This is a genomic window from Microcoleus sp. FACHB-1515 (genome assembly GCF_014696105.1).
Classification (GTDB): Bacteria; Cyanobacteriota; Cyanobacteriia; order Elainellales; family Elainellaceae; genus JAAUTJ01.
In genome coordinates, this window is the sequence record NZ_JACJPO010000030.1 from 87,824 (window position 1) to 113,089 (window position 25,266).

The 25,266-nt window shown below is 54.3% G+C and carries 23 protein-coding genes; 12 read left to right on the forward strand and 11 right to left on the reverse strand.

The features are described 5' to 3' along the window. The first annotated feature begins 2 nt into the window (after window positions 1-2). The 5 genes from H6F67_RS10620 (at window position 3) to proB (ending at window position 4,889) form a co-directional block, all read left to right on the forward strand. A complete protein-coding gene (locus tag H6F67_RS10620) occupies window positions 3-845 on the forward strand; it encodes a hypothetical protein (protein WP_190766098.1) in 843 nt (280 codons plus the stop codon). 218 nt (window positions 846-1,063) lie between these two features. After that, on the forward strand, window positions 1,064-1,651 hold the full coding sequence (locus tag H6F67_RS10625; RefSeq protein ID WP_190766100.1) for a DUF3727 domain-containing protein: 588 nt from the start codon (window positions 1,064-1,066) through the stop codon (window positions 1,649-1,651). A 37-nt stretch (window positions 1,652-1,688) separates the two neighbouring features. Next, complete coding sequence (gene mltG, locus H6F67_RS10630; protein ID WP_190766102.1) at window positions 1,689-2,765, forward strand: endolytic transglycosylase MltG; 1,077 nt, start codon at window positions 1,689-1,691, stop codon at window positions 2,763-2,765. Between the two features lie 266 nt (window positions 2,766-3,031). After that, on the forward strand, window positions 3,032-3,559 hold the full coding sequence (locus H6F67_RS10635; protein ID WP_190766104.1) for a YqeG family HAD IIIA-type phosphatase: 528 nt from the start codon (window positions 3,032-3,034) through the stop codon (window positions 3,557-3,559). A gap of 214 nt (window positions 3,560-3,773) precedes the next feature. After that, on the forward strand, window positions 3,774-4,889 hold the full coding sequence (gene proB, locus H6F67_RS10640; RefSeq protein WP_190766106.1) for a glutamate 5-kinase: 1,116 nt from the start codon (window positions 3,774-3,776) through the stop codon (window positions 4,887-4,889). On the opposite strand, the gene H6F67_RS10645 is transcribed toward proB, so the two are convergent. The 5 genes from H6F67_RS10645 to rpsB form a co-directional block, all read right to left on the reverse strand. Beyond that, a complete protein-coding gene (locus tag H6F67_RS10645) occupies window positions 4,886-5,827 on the reverse strand; it encodes a lysylphosphatidylglycerol synthase domain-containing protein (RefSeq protein ID WP_190766108.1) in 942 nt (313 codons plus the stop codon). The two genes, proB and H6F67_RS10645, sit on opposite strands and share 4 nt — an antisense overlap. A 98-nt stretch (window positions 5,828-5,925) precedes the next feature. Next, window positions 5,926-8,430: an ATP-dependent DNA helicase RecG gene (gene recG, locus H6F67_RS10650; RefSeq protein WP_190766110.1), complete on the reverse strand. Its 2,505-nt coding sequence runs from the start codon at window positions 8,428-8,430 to the stop codon at window positions 5,926-5,928. 28 nt (window positions 8,431-8,458) lie between these two features. Further along, window positions 8,459-9,361, reverse strand: coding sequence for a hypothetical protein (locus H6F67_RS10655; RefSeq protein ID WP_190766112.1), 903 nt, complete (start codon window positions 9,359-9,361; stop codon window positions 8,459-8,461). Between the two features lie 77 nt (window positions 9,362-9,438). Continuing rightward, complete coding sequence (gene tsf, locus H6F67_RS10660; RefSeq protein ID WP_190766114.1) at window positions 9,439-10,095, reverse strand: translation elongation factor Ts; 657 nt, start codon at window positions 10,093-10,095, stop codon at window positions 9,439-9,441. 83 nt (window positions 10,096-10,178) lie between these two features. Then, on the reverse strand, window positions 10,179-10,964 hold the full coding sequence (gene rpsB / locus H6F67_RS10665) for a 30S ribosomal protein S2 (protein ID WP_190766116.1): 786 nt from the start codon (window positions 10,962-10,964) through the stop codon (window positions 10,179-10,181). Window positions 10,965-11,298: 334 nt separating this feature from the next. Between rpsB and H6F67_RS10670 the strand changes: the two genes are divergently transcribed. Further along, entirely contained in the window at window positions 11,299-11,811 is a 513-nt protein-coding gene (locus H6F67_RS10670) for a 2'-5' RNA ligase family protein (protein ID WP_190766118.1), read from the forward strand. A 207-nt stretch (window positions 11,812-12,018) separates the two neighbouring features. Continuing rightward, window positions 12,019-12,375: a hypothetical protein gene (locus H6F67_RS10675; protein ID WP_190766120.1), complete on the forward strand. Its 357-nt coding sequence runs from the start codon at window positions 12,019-12,021 to the stop codon at window positions 12,373-12,375. 226 nt (window positions 12,376-12,601) lie between these two features. Here the strand turns inward: H6F67_RS10675 and H6F67_RS10680 are convergent, their stop codons facing one another. Further along, on the reverse strand, window positions 12,602-12,910 hold the full coding sequence (locus H6F67_RS10680) for a hypothetical protein (RefSeq protein ID WP_190766122.1): 309 nt from the start codon (window positions 12,908-12,910) through the stop codon (window positions 12,602-12,604). On the opposite strand from H6F67_RS10680, the gene H6F67_RS10685 reads away from it, so the two are divergent. The 3 genes from H6F67_RS10685 to H6F67_RS10695 are packed head-to-tail and all read left to right on the forward strand — an operon-like array spanning window position 12,909 to window position 15,604. Continuing rightward, complete coding sequence (locus H6F67_RS10685; RefSeq protein ID WP_190766124.1) at window positions 12,909-13,049, forward strand: hypothetical protein; 141 nt, start codon at window positions 12,909-12,911, stop codon at window positions 13,047-13,049. The two genes, H6F67_RS10680 and H6F67_RS10685, sit on opposite strands and share 2 nt — an antisense overlap. Window positions 13,050-13,079: 30 nt before the next feature. Beyond that, complete coding sequence (locus H6F67_RS10690) at window positions 13,080-14,651, forward strand: hypothetical protein (protein ID WP_190766126.1); 1,572 nt, start codon at window positions 13,080-13,082, stop codon at window positions 14,649-14,651. Then, window positions 14,648-15,604: a lysylphosphatidylglycerol synthase transmembrane domain-containing protein gene (locus H6F67_RS10695; RefSeq protein ID WP_190766128.1), complete on the forward strand. Its 957-nt coding sequence runs from the start codon at window positions 14,648-14,650 to the stop codon at window positions 15,602-15,604. The genes H6F67_RS10690 and H6F67_RS10695 overlap by 4 nt, the downstream gene beginning before the upstream one ends. A gap of 1 nt (window position 15,605) precedes the next feature. Here the strand turns inward: H6F67_RS10695 and dxr are convergent, their stop codons facing one another. Further along, complete coding sequence (gene dxr, locus H6F67_RS10700; protein WP_190766130.1) at window positions 15,606-16,802, reverse strand: 1-deoxy-D-xylulose-5-phosphate reductoisomerase; 1,197 nt, start codon at window positions 16,800-16,802, stop codon at window positions 15,606-15,608. Between the two features lie 213 nt (window positions 16,803-17,015). Between dxr and ahcY the strand changes: the two genes are divergently transcribed. Beyond that, entirely contained in the window at window positions 17,016-18,287 is a 1,272-nt protein-coding gene (gene ahcY / locus H6F67_RS10705) for an adenosylhomocysteinase (protein ID WP_190766132.1), read from the forward strand. Between the two features lie 106 nt (window positions 18,288-18,393). Further along, a complete protein-coding gene (locus H6F67_RS10710) occupies window positions 18,394-18,996 on the forward strand; it encodes a DedA family protein (protein ID WP_190766134.1) in 603 nt (200 codons plus the stop codon). On the opposite strand, the gene H6F67_RS10715 is transcribed toward H6F67_RS10710, so the two are convergent. The 4 genes from H6F67_RS10715 to H6F67_RS10730 all read right to left on the reverse strand — a co-directional run bounded on the left by H6F67_RS10715 (window position 18,941) and on the right by H6F67_RS10730 (window position 24,957). After that, on the reverse strand, window positions 18,941-19,669 hold the full coding sequence (locus H6F67_RS10715; protein WP_190766136.1) for a polysaccharide deacetylase family protein: 729 nt from the start codon (window positions 19,667-19,669) through the stop codon (window positions 18,941-18,943). The two genes, H6F67_RS10710 and H6F67_RS10715, sit on opposite strands and share 56 nt — an antisense overlap. Window positions 19,670-19,690: 21 nt before the next feature. After that, on the reverse strand, window positions 19,691-20,077 hold the full coding sequence (locus tag H6F67_RS10720; protein WP_190766138.1) for a hypothetical protein: 387 nt from the start codon (window positions 20,075-20,077) through the stop codon (window positions 19,691-19,693). A 689-nt stretch (window positions 20,078-20,766) separates the two neighbouring features. Beyond that, window positions 20,767-21,231 carry a peptidoglycan-binding protein gene (locus H6F67_RS10725; protein ID WP_190766141.1) on the reverse strand — a complete coding sequence of 155 codons (465 nt, stop codon included), beginning with the start codon at window positions 21,229-21,231 and terminating at the stop codon, window positions 20,767-20,769. A 48-nt stretch (window positions 21,232-21,279) separates the two neighbouring features. Beyond that, the gene (locus H6F67_RS10730; protein ID WP_190766143.1) at window positions 21,280-24,957 is read right to left on the reverse strand and encodes a type I secretion C-terminal target domain-containing protein; all 3,678 of its coding nucleotides are present in this window, start codon (window positions 24,955-24,957) and stop codon (window positions 21,280-21,282) included. Window positions 24,958-25,266 lie beyond the last annotated feature (309 nt).

Consider the following 25,266-nt stretch of genomic DNA (forward strand, 5'->3'; position numbering starts at 1 on the left):
CGATGCCGCCCATTCGTTTGTTGCTGAGCGCTGCCGCCTTGTCGATCGCCACCGTCACGCTGCCCCTGCTGCCGAGTCGATCGCAATCGCTTCCTGCCTGTGAACCGCCGCGCCCCAATGAATATCTGCTGATCGTGGTAGATCCAACTGAGGAAATCCAAACGCAATTGGGCAACGCGCTTCCCGGCAATGCGACTGCGACGGTTTGCACCTATCTGACCGATCGCGTTTTACGCATCGACGGCTTCAACACGCCAGAGGTTGCTCAGTCTTGGGCGCAGTATGCCAGCGACGCCAGCGGCCTACGAACGTTTGTGGCGCGTCCCCCTGTCGCTGCTGCGGCTCCTGCGATCGCGCCCACTCCGGCGGCGATCGCTCCACCCGCGACAGCCGCTATCACTCCTACTCCTCAACCCGCTGTGGTTCCACCAGTCGATCCATTTCCTCAGCCGACCAGCCTCGCCCCCAGTCCTGCACCCACGTCAGCCGCTGCACTGATTGCTCCTGCTTCGCCTGCTGCCCCAGCGCCTGTTGCTCCCACATCGCCCGTCGCCGCTGCACCCGCCACCACGATCTACAATCCGCAGCCGCTCGGAGCAGGCTATGCCGTCCTGGTGGACTATGCGAACCGACCGGAAGTGGCGATCGAAGTGCGGCAAGTCCTGTCTCGCGATGTCGGTCTGGTTGCTTACGGCCAGCGTCCCTACCTGCTTGCCATTCAAACGCCAGATCTCGCCGCAGCAAATCAAGTGCTGCAAATCTTGACCAGACAGAATTTCACTGCCCTGCTGGTGGACAGTCAAAGCGCCATTTTGCTGACCCCTGTGGTTGCCAAGCTGGATTGAGTGGCGATTTTAAACCGGGCGATCAATCGGCAGGCCACCGCTGTACGGATGCGCTGGTTTTGCACGGGTTGTTCTCGAACAGGGCACACCTTCTGGCAGAAATTGCGAAAAAGCGGTTTTCGGGTCAGGCCATGCTGTAAATTTTTCTGTAGTGGCTTTATCGCCAAGCGATCGCGATCGTTAAATTTTCTGTGTTTGGCAGCTTAGGAGGATACGGTATGGCATCGGGTCAAAACAATGCACGCAACGATGATCACGAATCGGATGCGCCGACCCTGACGCTCACAGACGAAGCGGGGCGATCGCTCGTTTGCTACATTGAGCATTCGCTGGAAGTCGAAGGGCAAGAATATGTGCTGCTGCTGCCTGTCGATGCGCCGATCGAAATTTTTGCTTGGGAGCCAGACGAAGAAGACGACGAAGCCGAAACGCTCGTTGATATCGAAGACGAAGAAATTGACGAAGTGTTTTCTACTGCCCGCGCAGTCATGGCCGAACAGGATTTAACCTTGTCGCGGACGGCTTTGACCTTGACCGCATCCGGCGAAATTCCACCCGCCGAAGAAGACGACATCATCACGCTCGACATTGAAGATGAAGGAATGCCCGAAGCAGAATCCGAACAGTTTCAACTGCTCGGCAATTTCTTCTATGAAGAGCAGGAATACGCGATTTGCACTCCGCTCGATCCGCTTTTGTTTTTTGCTCGGATGGACAAAACAGGCAAACCTGAGCTACTATCACCAGCGGAATTTCAAGCCATTCGATCGCAGCTTGAAGACCAGCTTTTCGATGAAATGGAATAGCCTAGATTTGCTTGCCAATCGCCCAAGGGGTTGACTCATGACGATCGCCCGCCGCATCTCCAAAGGATTTTTCTACCTGCTTGTGTTTCCAGCCACGCTGGGCGTTTGCGCTTGGCAGGGCTGGTCGTGGTGGAGTTGGGCAACCGCTCCTGCCCGCGCCGGAGAAGCCGCCGACAGCACCGTGCAAATCGAAATCCCGCCGGGAACATCTGCCCAGCAAATCGGTGCAGATCTAGAGTCCGCAGGCCTGATTCGATCGCGCCGAGCCTGGAATTTGTGGACGCGCTGGCAAGGCTTGCAAAATCGCGAAGGCGGCTTTCAGGCAGGCACGTATGAGCTTTCGCCTGCCAGTCCGCTCGATGAAATCGCCAATCAGGTTTGGCAGGGCGATGTCGTGCAGGCCAGCTTCACGATTCCCGAAGGCTGGTCGATGCGACAGATGGCTGCTTATTTCGAGGAAGAAGGCTTCTTCTCGGCTGATGCGTTTCTTGCTGCGGCTCGCCAAGTGCCTTACGATCGCTACCCCTGGCTGCCCAAAGATCTGCCGCATCTCGAAGGCTTTTTGTTTCCCGACACCTACCAAACGCCGGAAAATCCCACGCCCGAACAGGTGGTGAATCAAATGCTCGATCGCTTCGAGCAAGTCGCCCTCCCCGTCTATCAAGAAGGGCAATCGGACTACAGCCTCAAGGACTGGGTGACGCTATCGAGCATTGTCGAAAAAGAATCGGTTGTGGATGAGGAACGAGACACGATCGCCAGTGTCTTCGCTCGTCGCCTACGGGAATCCATTCCGCTTGGGGCTGACCCGACTGTGGAATATGCGTTTAACCTGCGGCAGGCTCCGGGTCAACCGCTGACGCTGGCTCAGGTGCGTCAGCCTTCGCCCTACAACACCTACATTAATGCGGGCTTGCCACCCACGCCGATCGCCAGTCCGGGACTTGCCAGCCTCGAAGCGTCCTTGAAGCCGCAAGATACGGAATACCTTTACTTTGTGGCTCGCTATGACGGCACGCATGTTTTCAGCCGCACCCTGGCCGAACATGAAGCCGCCCAGATCAAAATTCAAGATGATCTGGCCGCGCAGCCGTCTGAGAGCACTCCCAACTAGCGCGATCGCCCCAAAAACTCGATAGAATGGGAAAACTGCCGCTTTGCTGAAGCGCTGCTTTCAGGTAGAAATTGCGCTTGAGAAATGGTCGCCCGCTGCTTGCAGTTTCGAGCGCGTGCAGTCATGCCGCATACATTTTCTCAGCGGGCGATGGTCGGCCACTGCAAGACGGGTGCTTGCTGAAAAGCTTTTCGATCGGGGTGCTTCAATAGGCAAGCCGCAAATCCTTCTACTGCATTCATTCACTTTTTCAATCGAAACGGCTTATGTCTTGGGGCAAACTGCTACAACCCGACTTAGTTTTAGGCGAGCCAATTTTGAGCTTGACGCCAGAAATTTTGCATCAGAACAACCTAAAAGGCTTGGTGCTCGACGTAGATGAAACACTAGTGCCCATGAGTTTGGCCGAAGTGTCTGAGGATCTACAAATTTGGGTGCAAACGCTCCGACCCAGCGTGTCGCTGTGGCTTGTCAGCAACAATCTCAGCCAAAATCGCATCAGCCGCATTGCCGAAGCGCTGAATCTGCCCTACATTCTGGGCGCAAGAAAACCGTCACGGCGCAAGCTGCGGCAGGCCGTTGAAGCGATGGACATTCCGATCGAGCAGGTGGCAATGGTGGGCGATCGCTTGTTCACCGATGTGCTGGCCGGAAATCGACTCGGTATGTTCACGATTTTAGTGGAACCGATGGTTGATCCGGCCAAGGTTGCCCAGCGCTATCCTGTCCGCACCGTTGAGGTTTGGCTGTCGCAGGCTTTGGGTGCCACACTTCCCTCCAACAGCAAGACTTAATCTTTCTTAATCTTTCGCATTTGAAGTAAATATAAAGAAAAGATTACGAACAATCAGAAAGTGAGAAATTCCTGGCATTCTAATTACAGTTCAAATGGGGTCAGCGAATTTGAGACCCTAGCCGATAAATCCCTGTGAATACTGCTGTGAAATGCCAGTCCTTACGTTTAGAGGGCTGGCATTTTACGATGAGAATGAGGGATGAGGATGAGGGATGAAGGCGCAAACGATCGTAATCAAAATTGGAACATCCAGTCTGACTCGTCCGGATAGCGGTTTTTTGGCGCTTTCGACGATCGCCACCCTAGTCGAAACCTTGAGCGACCTGCGGCGGCAGGGGCATCAGGTGATTTTGGTTTCTTCGGGTGCAGTGGGTGTGGGCAGTGCGCGGCTGGGCTTGACAGAGCGACCGAAAACGATCGCCATGAAGCAAGCAGTCGCCGCAGTCGGGCAGGGTCGCCTGATGCGTGTCTATGACGACTTTTTTAGTTCGCTTCAGCAGCCGATCGCGCAAGTTCTAATTACCCGCAGCGATCTTGTTCAGCGCAGCCGCTATGTCAATGCGTACCGGACGTTTCGGCAACTGCTGAAGCTGGGTGTGATTCCGATCGTCAACGAAAACGACACGCTGGCAACGGAAGAACTCAAGTTTGGCGATAACGATACGCTCTCGGCTCTGGTGGCGAGTTTGGTGAAGGCGGACTGGCTGTTTCTGCTTACGGATGTCGATCGCCTCTATTCGGCTGATCCGCGATCGAACCCGGACGCGCAGCCGATCGTCGAGGTGAATCGCATTGCCGACCTGAGCGAACTCAACGTGGAAGTGGGCGATCGCGGCTCGGCTTGGGGAACGGGCGGCATGGTGACAAAAATCGCCGCTGCGAGAATTGCCACTGCTGCCGGAGTGCGAACGGTAATCACCGAGGGACGATCGCCGCACAACATCGATCGCATCCTTCAGGGTGAACCACTGGGGACGCAGTTTAAGCCGGAACAGGAAGCAGTTAGCGCCCGCAAACGCTGGATTGCACATGGACTGGTGACGGCGGGACGGCTGTATCTCGATGCGGGTGCGGTGGAAGCCGTTCGCAAAGGCGGCAAGTCGCTGCTGGCGGCGGGAATTGTTGAAGTCAAAGGCGAATTTCAAAGTCAAGATGCCGTCCAGATTTGCGATCGACACGGCCAGGAAATTGCCAGAGGCATCGTCAACTACAGCAGCAGCGAACTTCAAAAAATTCGCGGTGCTCGATCCGAGCAAATTCCTCAAATTCTCGGCTATGGCGGAGCGGAAACGGTCGTGCATCGCGACAATTTAGCGATCAGCGGCTAGCGAATCGGAGGACGCACATGCTGCTTGACTTCGTAAAAACTCAGCAGCACGATCGCCACGCCCAGCGGCAAAAAGTAATAGATGCCGCGATAGGCCAGCATTGCCCCGATCAAATCGACAGAGGGAATTTTGGCCTCTAGCAGCAGCAGCACGATCGTTTCAAACACGCCCAGCCCACCGGGAACATGGCTGATCAGTCCGGCCATTTGCGCCAAGAGATACACGCCAAAGAAAGCGGGGAATGAAATGTCGCTCTCTGGCAGCAAAACGTACAGCACACCGCCTGCGATCGCCCAGTCGAGCGAGGTCAGCAAAATTTGCAGCAGCGACAGATTAATCGGCAGATGCGGCACAAGCCAGCGGCCAATTTTAATCGATCGCTGACTCACCAAGCTGGTGATCAAATAGGCCAGTGCCAGCGTCAGAAACAAAACGCTGATCGGTCGAACAGAGGTGAACGGCAGATGCAGCAAAGCTGGAATCGCGATTGGCTCCAGCCAAAACACCGCGCCACCGATCGCAAATAGCCCGATCCAAAAGCCCAGATTGCTAAAAGCGACGATGCGGGCAATATCGATCGCGCCCATGCCCCACAGCGAATAGAGCCGATAGCGAATTGCGCCACCCGTCAGAACTGCAAATCCGACACTGTTGCTGATCGCGTAGCTGATAATGGCCGTCAGCAGAACGCGACGATAGGGCAGCGATCGCCGGACATAGCGCAGGGCAAGCAGGTCATATCCGGTCAGCACCCAGTAGTTCACTACTGTCAGCGCGATCGCACTCAGCAGCCGCAACTTGGAAATGGCGGCAAGGCTGCGGAGAATGTCTTGATGGTTGTTTTGCCGCAGTTCATGGGCGATCACTGCGATCGACAAGCTGAACATCAGCACGCCCAGCAGTCCTAAGCCAATTTCAGACAAGCGCTTTCTGTTCATAGAGGTACAGGGATTAGGAGTTGGGCTGGAGCATTGAGGGACTGAGCCGGATGAAAGTCAATCGATTGATCGCGGCGAATCACCTCCACCCCTAACCCCTAAGTGAGGATTGCGCCGCCCATAAGTTTGCGATAGCGGTAGGCGAGTTCTGAACGCATCTCCGGCCAGCTTTCTAGCGTTTCATCTTGGGCGATCGCTTGTTCCGCCGCAGTCCGCGCCAGTTCTAGCACATCTTGATCTTCAACAAGACTCGCGAGGGCAAAATCCGGCAAACCCGACTGGCGCGTTCCCAGCACTTCCCCTGGCCCCCGAAAGCGCATGTCCATCTCAGAGATGAAAAACCCATCTTGCGACTGCTCCAGTACCTTCAGACGCTGCTGCGCGGTTTCCGCTTTGGAACTGCTCATCAGCAAACAGAACGATTGCGCTCCGCCGCGTCCGACGCGCCCGCGCAACTGGTGAAGCTGCGACAGTCCAAACCGTTCCGCATGTTCAATCAGCATCACGGTTGCATTCGGGACATCCACGCCCACTTCGACGACTGTGGTAGAAACAAGAATTTGCGTTTGATTTTGGCGAAACTGCTCGATCGCTTCATCTTTCTCTGCACTCGTCATCCGTCCGTGCAGCAATCCGACTTTGAATTCGGGGAAAATGGCTTCCTGCAAGCGCTGATGTTCTTCGATCGCCGACTTCAAATCGAGCTTTTCTGATTCATCAACCAGAGGTAGAACCACGTAAACCTGGCGGCCTTGGGCGATTTCGCGGCGGATCAGATCGTAGGCGTGGGTGCGATCGCGAGCCGCCAAGACGGTTGTGTGAATCGCTTTGCGTCCGGGTGGCAGTTCGTCAATTTGGCTGACGTCTAAATCGCCATGCATCGTCAGCGCTAAGGTACGCGGAATCGGCGTTGCGGTCATTGTCAAAACATGCGGCTGTTCGCCTTTTTGCTGCAATTTGGCTCGCTGCTGCACACCAAAGCGATGCTGCTCATCGATCACGACCAGTCCGAGTTTCTGGAACTTGACGGGATCTTCGATTAGCGCGTGCGTTCCGACGAGAAGCGGCAGTTCACCCGTTTCTAGCTGCTTGTGAATTTCGCGACGTTTGGCGGTTTTGGTCGATCCGGTCAAGAGTTCGACGGGTAGATGCAGACGATTGAACCACTCGACTAATTTGCGATAGTGCTGTTCGGCCAACACTTCAGTCGGAGCCATCAACGCCCCCTGATAGCCGGACTGAATCGCCGCCAGAATTGCCGCCACTGCGACAACGGTTTTTCCCGAACCGACATCGCCCTGCACCAAACGATTCATCGGTACAGGTTTTTGTAAGTCGTTCAAAATGTCGTTGATGACGCGCTGTTGTGCGCCCGTCAAGGCAAACGGCAGGACGTTGTAAAACTCGTCGAGCAGTTTTCCAGTGGGCGCGAGGACGGCACTCGTTTGTTCCTGTCGCTGCTGTCTGCGTCGCTGGAGAAGGCCAAGCTGGAGGTAGAAAAATTCATCGAAAATCAGGCGATGGCGGGCACGATCGAGCGCCTTGGAATCCGGCGGAAAGTGAATGTGCGCGATCGCCTCTTGAATCCCAATTAGCCCATTTTGCTGGCGCAAAACTTCCGGCAAGGCTTCCGGCAACTGCTGAACCGCAGGCAATGCGGCAACCACAGCCTTTCTCACAAGATCGGCAGGAACGCCTTCAGTTAAAGGATAAATGGGAACGACGCGCCCGACTTTGAGCGAATCGATCGATCCACCTTCCGCATCAATCACCTCAAGCTGCGGATCGTCCAGCGTCAAGCCGTACTTCGTTTGCTTGACCAAGCCGGAAGCGGCCACGATCGCTCCCGGTGGATATTGGCGTTTTTGCTGCTCTTGCCAGCCGCGATTTTGATAGCGCGTTCCGGCATAGAAGCGGCTGATTTTGATTGAGCCGGAGCGATCGCGCAAGAGCCATTCCAGAATCGTCAGCTTTGGATTGCGCGGGCTGTTGAAGCAGGTGCAGCGCTTCACGACGGCAACCAAGGTTACAGTTTCTCCCGCTTTCGCCTCTCGGATATCGACCTGACGAGCGTAATCAATGTGGTCACGCGGATAGTAGTAGAGCAGATCGCGGACGGTGAACAGATTGAGTTTTGCCAGCTTTTCGCTATTTTTTGGTCCAATTCCCGGTAAGAATGTGACAGCCCAATCGAGTTCAACATGACGACTGGCATCGGCTAGCGCCGTCGTTCGTACAGTCGCTTCTTTGGCGCGATAGCGCGATACCGTTTCCTCTGCGCTGCGCGATACCGTTCCGGGAGCGCTTCGCGATCGATCCGTCTGCACTTCCGCCTTGGTTTCGACGAGTCGCTGCGAGTGCATCAGGGCGCGTCTGGCATTGGCGACGAGGTGGCGGCGTTCGATTTCGGTCAGGTCGGGATAGCGGGCAAAGCGATCGCTGATTTCCTGCAAGCGTTCTTGCTCGACCCTAGGAAGTTCGGCAGGCGGCTCTTTCAAGCTGAGGCTGAGGAATTCGCTGAAGCGATAGCGAGTGCCCAGCACATCGCTGAAGCCGTGATCGACCTCATAGGAAAGCGCATTTTGCAGCCGTGACCAGTCCATGCGAATCGCAGCAAAGATGTCTTTTCAATTATTCCTCATACCACGCCGATCGCCATGCGGCTTCGGCTTCGGCAACGGCGCGATCGCGCTGTTTTTTGCGATAGTTGCGCTCTAGCTGCTGCAAGCGGGCAACCAGTGCGCGAATTTGCGATCGCCCATTTGTCAAAGCAGGCTCGGCAAATTCAATTTCCGCCAGCCGCAGTCGAATCGCAATAATCTGCGTCATCTTCGTTTCCGCTTCTCCGCCCGTATCGATCAGCAGATTCAGCAGATTCGGCGTACTGCTGGCTGATTCAGCCACAATTCCGGTTTGCGCCGCCACTTCCAAAACGGGCGGCAAGGGCTTGGGCAGAATTTTGGCTTGATGCAATAGCCGATTAGCAGCTTGAGAAATTGTTTGCAGCACGATCGCCACATTTGCCTCGACGCCCTCGCGCCACTGCTGAAGCGCTTTCGGCGGAATCGGCTCGTCAAAGCGCAACTGCAAAATGGTGACTTCCAGCAATTCGTCATCTTCAGCCGCATCTTCGTCTGCTTCGCTCGTTTCGTCTGCTTCCGCTTCGTCCTGATCTCGATCGTCTGCCTGCGGCACAAACAGCATCTCATCAAACTCGTCGTCATCCTCCGTTTGATCAAATTCTGGAGCCGATGACGGCTCTTGCAGCGGCAACATCAACTGCTCGATCGCCTGCTGCCCAACCTGCCGCAATGCCTGCTGAAGCCGTTGTCGCTCATCAAAGGAAAGCTTGAGAAAGCGATCGGGATAGCCCTGCGTACACAGCCGAAAGCTCGCCAGAATAAGCTGCTGCTGCATTGCCTTGGCTAAAGCCGTGAGGTACTGCGTGTAGGCATCGCGAAATTCTTGGGCGATCGCCTGCGTTGCCTGTTCAAGCTGGACAATTTCGCTTTTGATTCGATCGACTGAAGCCATAGTTTTGAGTCAATTAAAAACAGCAAAAGACAGGCCGGAAGATGACCTGTCTTTTGGGAAGCGATCGAAACCGCAACTTAACCGCCCGTCTGCGCGGCCACTTCTGCGGCAAAGTCGGATTCTTCTTTCTCGATGCCTTCACCCAGGACAAAGCGGGCAAAGCGGCGGACTTGAATATTTTCGCCCAACTGCGCGATGCTTTGCTTCACCATGTCTTCGACCGTGATGCTCTGGTCGCGGATGTAGGGCTGATCGAGCAGCGTCATTTCCTTGAGGCGCTTTTCGATCCGTCCGGCGACGATTTTTTCGCGAATGTTTTCCGGCTTGTTTGCCATGTCTTCGCGACCCATTTCGATCGATTTTTCCTTCTCGACAATTTCAGCCGGAATATCGCTGACGCGCACATACTCCACGTTCGAGTAAGCAGCGATCTGCATGGCGATGTTTTGCACCAGTTCCTTGAAGGCTTCGTTGCGAGCGACGAAATCCGTTTGGCAGTTGACTTCCACCAAAACGCCGACTCGTCCGCCCGTGTGGATGTAGCTGCCGACCAAGCCTTCAGCCGCAACCTTGCCTGCTTTTTTCTCAGCCGAGGTGATGCCTTTTTGCCGCAGCCATTCTTTCGCTTTGGGGATGTCGCCCTCGTTTTCAATCAGGGCTTTCTTCGCGTCCATCATGCCTGCGCCTGTTTCGTCGCGCAGTTGCTTCACTAATTTTGCGGTTACTTCTGCCATTGTCTCAATCACTCTCTCAAATTTTTAGTGTGACGCGATCGCTGGGGATGAGTCATGACGCGCAAAACTCATCCCAAATCAAACTAGCTTTCGGCTTCCTCGTCTTCCGGCGCAAACTCAGCTTCGTAGTCGTATTCTTCTTCTGCGCCTTCGTAGTCGTATTCTTCTTCGGTATCAGACTGGCCGTGAATCCCTTTCCCTTCACTGATCGCGTCTGCCAGCCGACCAATGATCAGCTTGATCGATCGAATTGCGTCATCGTTGGCGGGAATCGGAATATCAACCGTATCAGGGTCGCAGTTCGTATCCAGAAGCGAGACGATCGGAATTCCCAGCTTTTGGCATTCAGAAACGGCGTTGTATTCGCGGCGCTGGTCAACCAAAAGAACAATGTCGGGAATTTTCCGCATGTTCTTGATGCCACCCAAGTACTTTTGCAGCTTTTCCAGTTCGCGGCGCAGCGTCGAAGCTTCTTTCTTGGGAAGCAAATCGAGCGCTCCGGTTTCCTGACGACGTTCGAGGTCTTTGAGGCGATCGACTCGCGTTTTGATCGTCGCCCAGTTCGTCAACATGCCGCCCAGCCAGCGCTGGTTCACGTAGTACGAGCCGCAGCGCGACGCTTCTTGGGCGATGATGCCTGCTGCCTGCCGCTTCGTGCCGATGAACAGAACTTTTTTGCCTTGCTCGGAAGCCGTCCGTAAATAGTTGTAGGCGTTGTCCATCAGTTGCGCGGTTTGCACCAAATCAATGATGTGAACGCCGTTGCGGGCGGTGTAGATATACGGAGCCATCTTCGGATTCCAGCGGCGGGTTTGGTGGCCGAAGTGGACGCCTGACTCAAGCAGTTGAGCCAATGAAACAACGGGCATGAACTGAAACTCCTTTCGGGTTAATCCTTCCATCCGGGCGTATTTTTCAAAGCTACAAAAAGCCGAAAAACACCCGAAACCCCGGATGTGTGGGTTTTTAGACAACTTCTCTAGGATAGCATGGCAAGAGAGCGGGTGAATTAGCAGTAAACCGAACGGCTGCGATCGAGCTAATCAGGACGGTTCAGCAGCAGGACGGATATCGATCGAACTTCTCCCCAGCAAAGCCAAAATTCAAATGCATCCAGGTGACAGGTTCATCATTGAAACGCCCGGAGGAGGATTTGGGCGATCGAACCGTGAAAAATAAAGATCTATTGCGACTTGCCTGCTCATGACTTCACCCCCGCTGATTCTGACACTCAAGCTCGATCGCGCCGCGTTCGATCGCCTCAACGATTTGCGCCAGCGTCACTTTCCGCCAGCGCGAAACTTTTTGCCTGCCCACATCACGCTGTTTCATGCGCTTCCGGGCGATCAAGCTGAGACGATCGAGCGGCACCTCGAAACCGTTTGTGCTCAGACGAAATTAATCAAGCTGAAATTTCCCACTGTGCGATCGCTCGGCAAAGGTGTCGCGGCTGAAATTGACGCGCCTGATTTGTTGCACTTGCATCAACGCCTTGCTGCCGACTGGCAAATCTGGCTGACGCGCCAAGACCAGCAGAAATACAGGCCACATGTGACGATTCAAAACAAAGTTTCACCGGAGGAAGCAAAACAGCTTTATCAGGAATTGGCGGCAAGCTGGAAGCAGTCGGAGGCGATCGGTGAAGGTCTGCTGCTATGGCGCTATTTGAATGGCCCTTGGGAGTTGGCGCGTGAATTTGCGTTTTGTCAAGACTAATCTATTTTGTTAGGAACCGATAGCAGAAAGGGTCGAATTCATATCAGTTTTGCAAAAAAACTTTAGATGAATCTGTCTGAAGATAGGGTACGCTCGGCGAGCTTGTGCTAGCAAGCTCATTCTTCAGGTCGATACGGAGCGATCGAGATTCGGGTTATAAAAAGACATTCGTGATTTCTCCGATACAAAGCTTGGAGGTAAACCATAATGTCTATGCGATCGACTCTATCTAAACTGCGTCCGCTGCGCTTTTTGCTAGCGGCTTTTGTTGCTACGGTTGTATTTTTTACCTATGCATTTCCGGCATTGGCAATCAGCGCTCCCAAGAGCGATCCTCGTGAAGGTGAAGCGCCGATCAACAACATCTACGAGCGCTCTGAAGATGCACTCAAAGGTGGCCCTCCGGGTGGAGAAGCCACGACCGAAGCGGCTAACAATGGCTTAAATGAAGTCCAGGAGGATTCAGATCTGGAGAAATTCAGCACAACTGAAAATTCAGAAGAAGCCGTGACCGCGCAAGACCAAGTCGAAAAAGCGCTCGAAAGAATCACAGGCAAAGACTAGGGCGCGGTTTGAGGTCGTTTGATCCTGCCCAATTCTCTTTAAGGAGGGAGCCGAACCACTCCTCAAAGTCCTCCTTGTTAAGGGGGATTTAGGGAGATCGATCACACTCCCCACTCCTGGTAGAGCTTTGGGCGCGATCGCGCCTTAACTATCACAACCTCATACCAAAAAATCAGGGATGCCGCCATTGGACATCCCTGATTTTTTGGGCGATCGCGCTGTTGATTCAACGCAGGCGATAGTGATCGTAGATCAAGGCAATACTGATAATAAATAAGAGATACAAAACAATCGCATCCAATAGCGGCTTGCTAATCTGTCTGCGAGACGCGATCGCACCCAACCAGAAAAAATAGAAACTGAAACCAACGCTGACGCCGATTAATACATAAGCGAAATTTCGTTGAATCAATTGCAGTTCCGAGACAAATCCATCTGGAAAACCCAACATATAAATAAATTCCATATAGGCGAAGAAGGCGATCGCCAAAATCACACTTCCGCTGCAATAAGCAACAATTCGCTTTCCATTCATGGCGAATTCGATCGATAATTTAGCTTTGAAACTTGCTTTTGCTACAGCACAACTTGGCGGTCAGAATCCTTTCAAGCTACTCGACCGGGCAACCAAAAGCAAGCTTGCCCAGTTTACTTACCGACAGGCGACAGGTTAGCCTGTTTGGGCAAACCCTGTACTGCGATCGATGCCTGACCTGTCGATTCAACTTCACCGCTATGCCAATGCCCAACTGAGGCGCGTTCTGACGCAGATGGATCGCGACCCAAATTCGCCCACGTTCGGCTGTTTCGATCGCAACTATTGGCACTACAAAATCCGCGATTTTCCCTCATCGATTTTGCAGCAGGGCGTGTTTGCGATCGATGCGGTTCGGCAAGGTGATCTGCTGGCCGATGTTCAACCAGAAACGATCGAATCGTGGTGCGTTGCCGCTGTGAATGCGCTGGGAAGACAGGTCGATCGATCGGGCGGCGTGGATGAATACTACCCGTTTGAGCGCAGCTATCCCGCTGCCGCCTTTGGACTGTACGCCGCTGGTCGCGTGTTGACGCAGTGGCCTTTGCATTTACGAGATTCGATCGACTGGCAACCGCTGAAACGGTTGGCGGAACATTTGGCCGATCGCGTCGAGTCGAAAGCGATGAATCAGCAGGCGGCGGGCTTGGCGGGCTTGGCGCTGGCGGCCAAACTGTCGCTGATTTCGCCGGAACAAGTCAAACCCCACGCCGATCGCCTCTTCGCCAGTCAGCACCCGGAAGGCTGGTTTTATGAATACGGTGGCCCCGACTTCGGCTATTTGGCGGTGACGCTGGATGCGTTGACGGACTATTACGACGTGACGCAGGACGATCGCGCCATCGAAGCGATCGATCGCGCCGTCACTTTCCTGTCGCGCTTGGTCGGCGCAGATGGCAAACTGCCCTCAACGCTGAACTGTCGCAACACCGATTACGTCGTACCGTATGGCTTGGTGCGGGCGGCGGCAAGAAATCCGATCGCCTCTTGGCTCGTCGAAACGCTGTTTGCGAATGCGGATGAACCGCAGCATTTTCTCTGGGCGACGGACGATCGCTATCACTGCCACTACATCTACGCCAGCGTCGTTCGCGCTCTGCCCCATCTAGAAAAAATGCTGCCGCCGCAAGCTCCCTCACCTGAATCCGAAATTTGGCTGGAAGGCTGCGGCTACTGGATTTTCTGGAATCCCGCTCGAACCTGGACGGCTTACGTTGCGGCGAAAAAAGGCGGATTGGTGCGGATTCATCGGCAGGAAGGGGCGATCGTCGATTTTGGCTGGCGCATTCGTTCCGGCAAAAATTTGTGGACAAGCAACTGGTGGTCAGACGAATGGAAGCTCGATCGATCCGCCGACACAATCCGCATTTCCGGCGCGTGTCAAGCATCCAAATTCCACATTTCCACCCCGCTCAAGCATGGCCTGTTGCGAATTTTGGCGAAACTATTGGGCGATCGCCTCATTCCCTTGCTCAAACAGCAAATGATTTTTCGGACAGGACAAGCGCAAGGCGTCCCGTTCGATCGCACCGTGCAAATTTCCGCTGATGGCGTTGAGGTAATCGATCGCTTTGCCGCTTCTCCCAATTCAACGGCCACGCCCAGCCCGCGCCAAAATTTGCGTCACGTTGCCAGTGCGGACAGCTTCAGCCTGGAAGAATTGCAGCCTGCTTTGATTGCGCCTGCAAGCTATCAACTGAACCAAGCGATCGAAGTGCGCTCAAGCTGGCGGAATTCATGAAGCGCTTTCTCTCACTGATCGTCAGCTTGGCGATTTTGGCCGTCATCTACTGGCGAATTGACGTGCAGGGATTGGCGCGGGCGTTTGCCAATGGCGATCGCTTCTGGCTGCTGATCAGCTTGGGCATGGTGATTCCCCTCACCGGACTGACGGCTTGGCGGCTGCAAATTCTCAGTCCCGGTAGGCTGGCATGGGGCGAATCAAACCGCTTGATTCTCGCCGCCTGTACGCTAAATATGGTGCTGCCCTCGAAGATGGGCGATATTGCCAAGGCGTATTTTATGCGCGATCGCGTAGCGCAGAGGGAACGGAATCGAGCCAACTTAGACGGAGCGCAATCGCTTTCACTGGTCGTTTTTGAGAAAGCCTGTGATCTCCTGTCGCTGCTGTTTTGGTGCGCGATCGGTCTGCTGATCTATCCGCGTCGCGACTGGCTGTTTGCGCTGATGACGTTTGCCGTTGTCGGTGGATTGGCGATCGGTCTGGGCGCGATCGCCAGTCGCCGCATTGCCCTGAGCGCCTTTCAGCTTGCTCGCCAGATCGTCTCTGGCAAAAAGTTAGACAAGCTACAAACCGCTTGGGACGCGATGCACAATCATTTTTGGCGCGATCGCTTGCGGCTGTGGCGAGTTGCCAGCCTCTCGGTTTTCATTTGGTTTCTGCACCTGCTGCAAATCTGGTTTTTCATCCTCGCTTTGAATGCATGGACGCCGTTTCTTGCCAATCTTGCGCTGGCACCGCTGGCAATTTTGGCGGGACTGCTACCGCTGACCTTTGCCGGAGTTGGAACTCGCGATGCAGCCTTGATTTTGTTTTATCAGCCGTATTTCAATCCAGCAACGGCAGCCGCGTTAGGACTGCTGTGTACGTCTCGCTATTTACTTCCGGCGATCGCTGGCCTACCCTTTTTGGGAAACTATCTCAGCCTGATTCGCCGCGAGAAACACACTTGATCTAGGTGAATTCGATGACCGGATGGGCTGCTCCGATCGCAAAATGGCTCATCGAAACTTGCTGTCTTGCCCACTGATCGGCAGCGAGAATGTCGTCGAGGCTGGGATCGGGGCGATTGTCGGATTGATGGCGATCGCACACCTGCTCGATCAGGCGAGGAATATCCAAAAAGCCGATTTGCTCATTGAGGAACAGTTCAACCGCCTGCTCGTTCGCCGCATTCAGAACGGCGGGCATCGAGCCGCCAGCGCGTCCGGCAGCATAAGCAAGCTGCATACAGGGATATTTGGCGTGATCCGGTTCGCGGAAGGTGAGATCGCCCGCTTTGACCAGATCGAGCGGTTTCCAGTCGGTCGGGATGCGATCGGGATACGACAGCGCATACAGCAGCGGCAGGCGCATATCCGGCCAGCCAAGCTGCGCGAGAACTGATGTATCTTGCAGTTCAATCAGCGAATGGATGATGCTTTGCGGATGAATGACAATTTCGATCTGGTCGTAGTCTGCGCCAAACAGATAGTGCGCTTCGATCACTTCAAGCCCTTTGTTCATCAGCGTGGCCGAGTCGATCGTAATTTTGCGTCCCATTGTCCAGTTGGGATGCTTGAGCGCGTCCGCCACCGTCACCGAGGCGAGCTGCTCGACGGGTCGATCGCGAAACGCCCCGCCCGAAGCCGTCAGCAAAATGCGCCGCAAGCCGCCCTCCGGTACACCTTGCAAACACTGAAAGATCGCGGAATGCTCGGAATCCGCAGGCAGCAGCTTAACTTTGTGCTTCTGCACCAGCGGCAAAACAACCGGACCACCTGCAATCAGCGTTTCTTTGTTGGCAAGGGCGATGTCTTTTCCCGCTTCGATCGCCGCGATCGTCGGCAGCAGTCCTGCACAGCCAACAATTCCGGTGACAACCGCTTCCGCATCTCCATATCGAGCCACTTCCACCACGCCGTCTGATCCGGCCAGCAAAATCGGCGGCGCATCCAGATCAGCGATCGCGTCTTGCAACTGCGGCAGCGCATCCGCATCACAAATCGCGGCAATCTGCGGGCGAAACTGGCGGATTTGAGCGGCCAACATTTCCACATTGCGGCCAGCGGCCAAGCCGACGACGCGGAATCGATCGGGATTTTGGGCAACAATGTCGAGCGTTTGCGTTCCGATCGAGCCAGTCGAACCCAGCAGAGAAATCGCTTTCACAATTTGTTTAGAATTAGCGGCATTTCAGATCATAAGCTGCCGTGAGCGCATTGCTGGCGATCGATCCTTTTGACACAGCAATCTTCGTGAATTGGCTGCGATCGTCGGACAGCACAAGGTTTGAGATGCGATCGCCAGCAGCAGCCCGAATTAATTTCGGTTAAGCTCAGAGAGGTTAATTATCGCCACAAATTTTAAGGATTTGAATCAGGCATGACCTTCACCACTGTTAAACACGATGTCAAAGACTTGTCACTCGCGCCGCTGGGCAAACAGCGCATCGAGTGGGCAGGCCGCGAAATGCCCGTTTTGCGCCAGATTCAAGAGCGCTTTGGCAAAGAAAAACCCTTAGCCGGAATTCGACTGGTTGCTTGCTGCCACGTCACGACCGAAACCGCGCATCTGGCGATCGCCCTCAAAGCTGCCGGAGCCGATGCGCTCTTAATCGCCAGCAACCCGCTTTCCACTCAAGACGACGTAGCCGCTAGCCTCGTGGCCGATCACGGCATTTCCGTTTTTGCCCAAAAAGGCGAAGACAACGACACCTATCATCGCCACGTCCGCATCGCGCTCGACCACAAGCCAAACATTATTATTGACGACGGCAGCGACGTGGTGGCGACGCTGATTCAAGAGCGCCAAGACCAAATCGCCGACCTGATCGGCACAACGGAGGAAACCACAACGGGAATCGTTCGCCTGCAAGCGATGCTGCGCGATGGCGTTCTCACCTTTCCTGCCATGAACGTCAACGACGCCGACACGAAGCACTTCTTCGACAACCGCTACGGCACAGGCCAATCGACGCTGGACGGCATCATCCGCGCCACGAACATTTTGCTGGCCGGAAAAACGATCGTCGTTGCCGGATACGGCTGGTGCGGTAAGGGAACGGCCCTCCGCGCTCGTGGCATGGGCGCAAACGTGATCGTGACCGAGATCGATCCGATTCGGGCGATCGAAGCGACGATGGACGGCTTCCGCGTTCTGCCGATGGCACTCGCCGCTCCCCAGGGTGACATCTTCATCACCGTGACGGGCAACAAGCACGTGATTCGCGGCGAACACTTCGAGGCGATGAAAGACGGCGCGATGGTGTGCAACTCCGGCCACTTCGACATCGAAATCGACCTGAAATCGCTCAAGGAAATGGCGAATGAAGTCAAGCAGGCTCGTAACTTCACCGAAGAATACAAGCTGAAAAACGGCAAATCGGTCGTTGTTCTGGGCGAAGGTCGCTTGGTCAACTTGGCCGCTGCCGAAGGCCATCCCAGCGCCGTCATGGACATGAGCTTCGCAAACCAAGCCTTGGCTTGCGAATATCTGGTCAAGAACAAAGGTCAGCTTCAGCCCGGATTGCACTCAATTCCGACCGAAGTAGACAAAGAGATCGCTCGCCTGAAGCTGCAAGCAATGGGCATTGCGATCGACTCGCTCACCGCAGAGCAAACCGAGTACATCAATTCCTGGACAGCAGGAACGTAATTTGTAATTAGAAGTTCGTAATTCGTAATTGGGTACAGCCGCAAGCTCGACTCCCAAATTACGAATTACGAATTACGACTTTTCAATTCACACAAGGACTTGCCTAATGGCGGAATGGATTACCAATGTCATGACTTCCCTCGGCTATTGGGGGATTGGCCTGTTGATGTTTCTCGAAAATCTGTTTCCGCCGATTCCGTCTGAACTGATCATGCCCCTGGCCGGATTTACCGTTGCGCGGGGCGAAATGAATTTTTTTCTGGCCGTGCTTGCCGGAACGATCGGCACGGTTTTGGGCGCGTTGCCCTGGTACTACATTGGTCATTTTCTGGGCACAGAGCGCGTTCGCGACTTGGCCGATCGCTACGGTCGCTGGCTCACCGTCACCGGGAAGGACATCGATCGCGCCGATCGCTGGTTCGATCGACAAGGCATCAAGGCGGTTTTGATTGGTCGCTTGATTCCCGGTGTGCGGACGCTAATCTCGCTGCCTGCTGGAATTAGCGGCATGAATCTACCCGTGTTCCTGGTGTTTTCCACGATCGGAACCGTTCTGTGGACAACGCTGCTGACCGCTGCCGGATATTTCCTGGGCGACAATTACGAACTCGTCGATGAATATCTCGCTCCGGTGTCCAAGGTGATTGCCGCGATTATCGTGGTGTCGTTTCTGTTTTGGGTGGCGCGTCGCAAGCTGCGATCGACCTAGCCTGCCACAGTTCGTCGATCGTCACAAACTCGTAGCCGCGATCGAGCAAGCAGGGGATGAGGCGATCGACGGTTTCTGCCACATCTTCGCCACCGCAATAGCCATCGTGCAAAACGATGTGAGCACCATTGCACACCTGAGCGAGGACGCGCTGCACAACTTTGTCAACGCCCGGACGCACCCAGTCTTCGGGAACCACGCTCCACATCACGGGGCGATAGTTCCACTGGCGCAACTGCCGTAAAATCTGCGGAGTGAAAAGTCCGTTGGGCGGACGTACATCGCGAATTTTTGCCTGCACGTCGGCTAAATCCAGATGACAAGCTTGCGCGATCGATCGCTGCGTCTGCGCTAAAGTCTGCTGCAATTCGCTGGTGCTGAGCAGCGGAAACGATCGATGGTCATATCCGTGCAGGCCGATCCAGTGGCCGCGCTGCCAAATTTCGCGAGCCAGATCAGGCGTGCGATCGACACAGATGCCCAGCCAGAAAAAGCTAGCGATGATCGAGTGGCGATCGAGAACTTCAACTAATTCGGACGTGTGGCGCGAATGCGGGCCATCATCAAAGGTTAAGGCAACGATCGGGCGATCGGACGTGCCTGCCCAGAGGCAATCTGGAAACGTCGGCTGCAAGACACGATAAAGATAAGGCAAAAAAGAAGCAACTTCCATCCCTTTATTCTGCCACTGCGGTTAGCTTGCCTGTGAGCAGGTTTGCCGCACCTTTGCCGACTGCACCAGCGACGTGAGGACATCGCTCGTCATTGGCTTGACCAGAAAGCCGTCGAGTCCAGAGTTGTCTTCATAGTTCCAGTTGGGTGTGTGAAAATCACTCAAGGCCACGATCGTCGCGCTGCTGGAAATCTCTGTATTGCGTAGCTCGCTGGCAATCGACTGGTGCGGCTGCTGTCCTGCCAGGATGACCAGACAGGGAACGGTTTCATGTACCTGCGCGATCGCTTGTTCGGTCGATCGCGCCACAATCGTTTGACATTGCAAGTGCGTGAGCAGGCCTTCTAAGACGCGAACATCGTCGGTCGGAGGCGCTAATACTAAAACGTAACAAGAATAGGTTTTCATCTTTTTGGAGGTGAGGCGACTCTCAATATATCTGATTGAAATAGGCTGATTTTTGTTAGAAACAGGCTATTCAATTTGCTGCGTGAACACTTGAAGCGATCGACGGTTGATTTCCAGCTTTCGTATTTCTTCGCTTTTATCGATCAAAGTCTCTTTTTTCTTGGACAAATATAACTTTGGGTAAACTGTTGTTGTTTTGAGTAAAGCTTGCCTCAAAAGACAGATTTCTCAAATGCTTTGGAGTCTGTAAGCCAGAGATTGAACTAAATTTTACTTATCTTGAATTGGGGTTGTGAAGCCACCTCTTTTGTATTAGAAATTTTTCTGCTTGTTAAGGGTCTTAATTATCTTTTAATTTCAGCTTCTATGGGTATCAAAAATAACTTGCTCAGCTCGCGTGGCAGTTTATAAACAATTGTTGTTTCTACTTAAAACGCTTGGCTTTTACAATCTTTTTACAGATGAAAAGATTCAATCTCCTATCCGCAATACCCTCAGAAGGTTGTAATATCCAAGAAGAATCGTCCTCAAGAAGGCGCACTGGTGTGACTTGCTGTCCCAACGCAGTCACAGCGCGGCGCACTTGAGCCGATCGATATTCATACGCGATGTCAGCACAAGCGCGTGCACCATTGCCGCTGCGCCATTCCAGGCAGCGCAACGGTAGCAGATGCTCAGCGGGCGATCGGTTAAGGCAAATGTCGCAGCGTTGCCCAGGTTTCTGCCGTGACGATGCCGTTGACCTGTAGCCCCTGCTGCTTTTGGAAGTTCATCACCGCAGCTTTGGTCATCGCGCCAAAATAGCCGTTGACAATGACATAGGTGAAGTCGTGGAGCTGTAGCAAATGCTGAAGCTCAATTACCGCACGCGAACATTCACCTTCACGCAGTTCGATCGCAGGCTGAATCAAACTGCGTCTAAGCAGCAGCCAAGTTTCGGGCGTCACAATTCCACTGGTGGGCAAGTGCCACCGCTGCTGAAAATCCAAAACGGCCTGTTGCGTTTGAGCACCAAACTCACCGTCGATCGCAACCTGTCGATAGCCGTGCAGCCGCAACAGCCTTTGCAATTTGACGATCGCAGTGCCTTGCTCCGGAGACTCGTAGTGAGAATTGCCGATTTGGAGAACCGGATTACCGTTTAATTGAATCATCTCTTGTCCTGTAGATGCAACCGTCTCAAACCGCTTCAAACCATAAACTCACAGCAGTAAATTGCTGCCACGCACCAAAGTATTTGCGTTCACGTTGTTAAGCGTCACCAGCGTTGTAAAGCTGCTGCGGCTGCCGCGTCCATCTGCGTCAATTTGAATCTGCGAATTGACGCCTTGCTGCACAAGCTGCAAGTAGCCGTCTGCGATCGGCGTGTTGCCACCATAGCCCATGTTCTCGATTAGCGATCGCAAATCAAGAACGTCGCTCGCAATTGCAAAATCCAAAATTGTATCGCTGCCATCGTGAACGCTGTTGAACACAAAACGATCGCTGCCTGCCCCACCCACCAGCGTATCGTCACCCGCGCCGCCAATGAGGATGTCGCTGCCTGTGCCGCCTTCCAGCCGATCGCCGATCGCCGCCGTGAAGCCGTGAAGCTGAACGGCGTCAATTTCTTCCCAGGCGTAGGGGTCGTGGTTGGTATCGATCGTGATCCGCAGACCCTTGACCAAACTGTTTGTCGGTGCCCAGTCCACCCGAAAATCAAACACTGTATTTGACAAGCTTGAATCGACGCCCTGCCACACTTCGGTAAACGTGTTGTCTACGTTGAGAACTTCAACTTTGCGGACAAATCCATTTCCTGAGTTTTGGCGAATGGTAGCACCTGCTGCTTGAACTGGTGTGGCAAATCCAACCGTGAGCTGTTCGATCCCGCCGTCGCGAGTGGCAGGTGTCCAAGCTTGCCGCGAGTCACCAAAGCTGAACACATCGGGAACACCCAGCGCCTGCTGTGCCGACCAAAAACCGCTGCCAAACTCGGAACTCGCGGCGATCACGCTACTGGCGTATTGCGAAATTGGCTGCCCGATCGAATTAGTTGCACCGATTAAGGTATCGTGGCCTGCACCACCGCTCAACGTTACGCTTCCAGAAAACAGGGACGCATCGATCGTATTGGCGCTTGCACCACCCGTGAGCGTTGCTTGCTCAATGCCCTCCAGCGTGTCGAGTCCGATGCCGCTCAAGCTTTGATCGGTGAGGAGAAAGTTGACATTGCCTGATTCGATCACAGTGTCGCTGCCCGCGCCGCCGCGCAGGGTATCGTTGTCCAATCCGCCTCTGAAACTGTCGTTGCCAGTGCCGCCAATCAGCACATCGCTGCCGCCCAATCCGGCAAGTGTGACTGCGCCACTAAAGGCCGAAGCATCAATTACATTACTGCTTTGTCCACCTGTGAGAACAAGCTGTTCAACGCCAGCAAGGGTATCGCTTCCCAAGCCGATTAAGCTGGTGTTGGTGGCGGTGAAATTGACATCGCCAGTTTCAACGAGGCGATCGATGCCCTCACCGCCGTTTACCATGTCGTTTCCAAGGCCACCCGTCAGCGTATCGTCTCCTGCTTCGCTGCTCAAGGTGTCGTCGCCCGCGCCGCCCTGCAAGATGTCTTCATCTGCTGCGCCGATCAGTCGATCGCTGTTGGCAGTGCCAATCACGGTGAAGCGCTCGAAATTGGCAAAGTTCACCTGGGTCAAACTGCGTCCTGCCGCACTGGTGACACGATAGCTGTCTGCTAAGCGCTCGATCGTTCCATCCAGGCTGGAGTAGTCGAGGTAGAGCGTATCGATTCCCAAGCCGCCATCGACCGTATCGTTGCCCAAGCCGGAGTTGACAAAATCATCACCTGCTCCGGTTGCCCACTGGTTATCCACTGCGCCTGTTTGCACGAGGCGATCGCTGCCGCTGCCCGTCAAAATATCTTGAAAGATCTCGAAACTGCTGATCCGAGTGCCATCAGCAAGCTGAAGGATTTGCGGATTGGTGCTGTCAAAAACGATCCGGCCTTGCTTTTGAGACAGATTTACCGAGAGCGTATCAATCCCGGCTCCACCATTGAGCACCAGCACATCGTTGGTTTGAGCCGCAAATAAACCGGGTGGTCGATTTGCGGCGATCACCACATCATCTCCGGCTCCAGCATCGATCGTATCGTTGCCGCCCAGACCGCTGATGGTATCGTTGCCGCTGCCACCCAGGAGGATGTCATTGCCGATCGTTCCTGAAATCAAATCGTTGTTTGGTGTGCCTGTAATATTCACGGTTTCAAAGTTGGTAGTTTGAACACTCGATGCAGTCGATTGATCTAAATTTTCAAGCGTATAAACAGTGCCATTCACGCTCAGGCGTCTCAAGGTTTCGCTAGCGTAGTTCAGCACCAGCGTGTCGATGCCCGCCCCGCCGTCTACCTGATCGATTGTGAGGCTTGCCCCCGGATTCACGATGTCGTCTCCGGCTCCGGCATGAATGATGTTGTCCACGCGGCCTGTTTGGACGATCGTGTCGTTGCCGCTGCCTGTATTAATGTTGGCAAGCACCTCAAAATTTTGAATGCGCGTGCCGTCTGCAAGCTGAAGAAACAGGTTATCGATACGGGAATCAAGCAGAATATTGACAGATTGGCGGCTGAGATCAACCGAGAGCGTATCGATGCCCGCCCCGCCATCCAGCACGACAACAGGATTGACTGCCGCGCGATCGAGCGATCGTGAGTCGCTCATTTGGCTGCTGCCGCTCATTTGGCTGCTGCCGCTCATTTGGCTAATGATGATGTCGTTGCCTGCGCCGCCTAAAAGAGTGTCGCTGCCCGTGCCACCATCAAGCAGATCGTCTCCAGCTCCGCCCACCAGTCGATCGCTGCCCGTGCCGCCGTAGATGCGATCGTTCTGTGCGGTTCCGGTAATCTCAAAGCGCTCAAAGTTGACGTAGTGCACTTGCTGGCGCTGTCCTTGAATGGTGAGCGCGTAGCGTCCCGTGCCGTTTGTGCTGCGGTCAAGCTGCTCCAGTCCGTTCTCGGCAACAACGTCAGAATAGTCGAGGATGAGCAAATCGCTGCCCTCGCCACCGTCTGCAAAATCGATCGAATCGGGCTGATCGCCTGCGGCAAATGCCAGCAGCGGCGCAATCACGTTATCACGACCATCGCCCGTGAGCCTGTCGGCGTGACGAGAGCCAACCAAATTCTCGATCGAGTCGAGCCGATCGCCTGTGGCATCGCCACCTGTAGCCGTGCCTGTGCTCAGGTCGATCGTGACTGCGCTGGTGGAGTTGCGGTACACAGTCGTATCGCTGCCCTCGCCTCCGATCAGGCTATCTGCACCTGCACCGCCTTCCAACCGATCGTCGCCTGCGCTGCCGTCAAGGGTGTCATCGAGACTGTTTCCTTGCAGGTCATCGTTTTGATTAGACCCTCGAATGCGGAAGCGATCGATCGAGGTGTATTCAACGCGCTCAAGAATGGTTCCAGTTGGGGTCGATCGCGTTACGATCCCGCTTGCTCCACCGCCTCGTACTGCACCATCTTGGAGCCAGTAATCGACTACCAGCGTGTCGATGCCTGCGCCGCCCACGACCTGATCGAAGCCGAGGCGCGGTTGGAAAATGTTGTTGCCAGCCAGCCCGATCAGGCGATCGCTGCCGTCTGTACCCGTCACAATGTTCTCAACGACGTTCTCGACGGCAATTGGCACTTCGACGGCGATCGTCGTGCTGGAACCACCATTGGCAGCAGGAGCGCTGAAATTAACCACTTTGTTTTCCACAGCACCAGTGAGTAAGTCGGTGTTTGCCAATGGCTCAGGCAAGACTCCCTTGTTACTTTGTGGCGGCTCAGCATTCTCGATCTTGTCAAGAATGGAGGTGGCAATTTGCGAATCCAAGCTGCTCATTGCGGTAATGAACTCCTATGCATCAGAACTGCATCGACATTTGTGAGCGAGTTGCCAGCGCTACTCACTCAATCCAGCTTTCTAGCAGCGATCGCTGCTAGTTTGTTAGATGGGCCATTCAAGAAATGACGATACCCCTGACGTGCTTGATGCTGAAGCTGCACAAAGGCAATAAGCTTCAGGTGATCGTCACGATCGCGAAACCAACTGAATTGAGCTGTCGTGACGATCCTCAGAGATTTTCAGTGTTTAGATTCAGTGCCAAATAGACAGTGAATCTAATCAGTTGTTTTCAGGTTCTCAAATTGA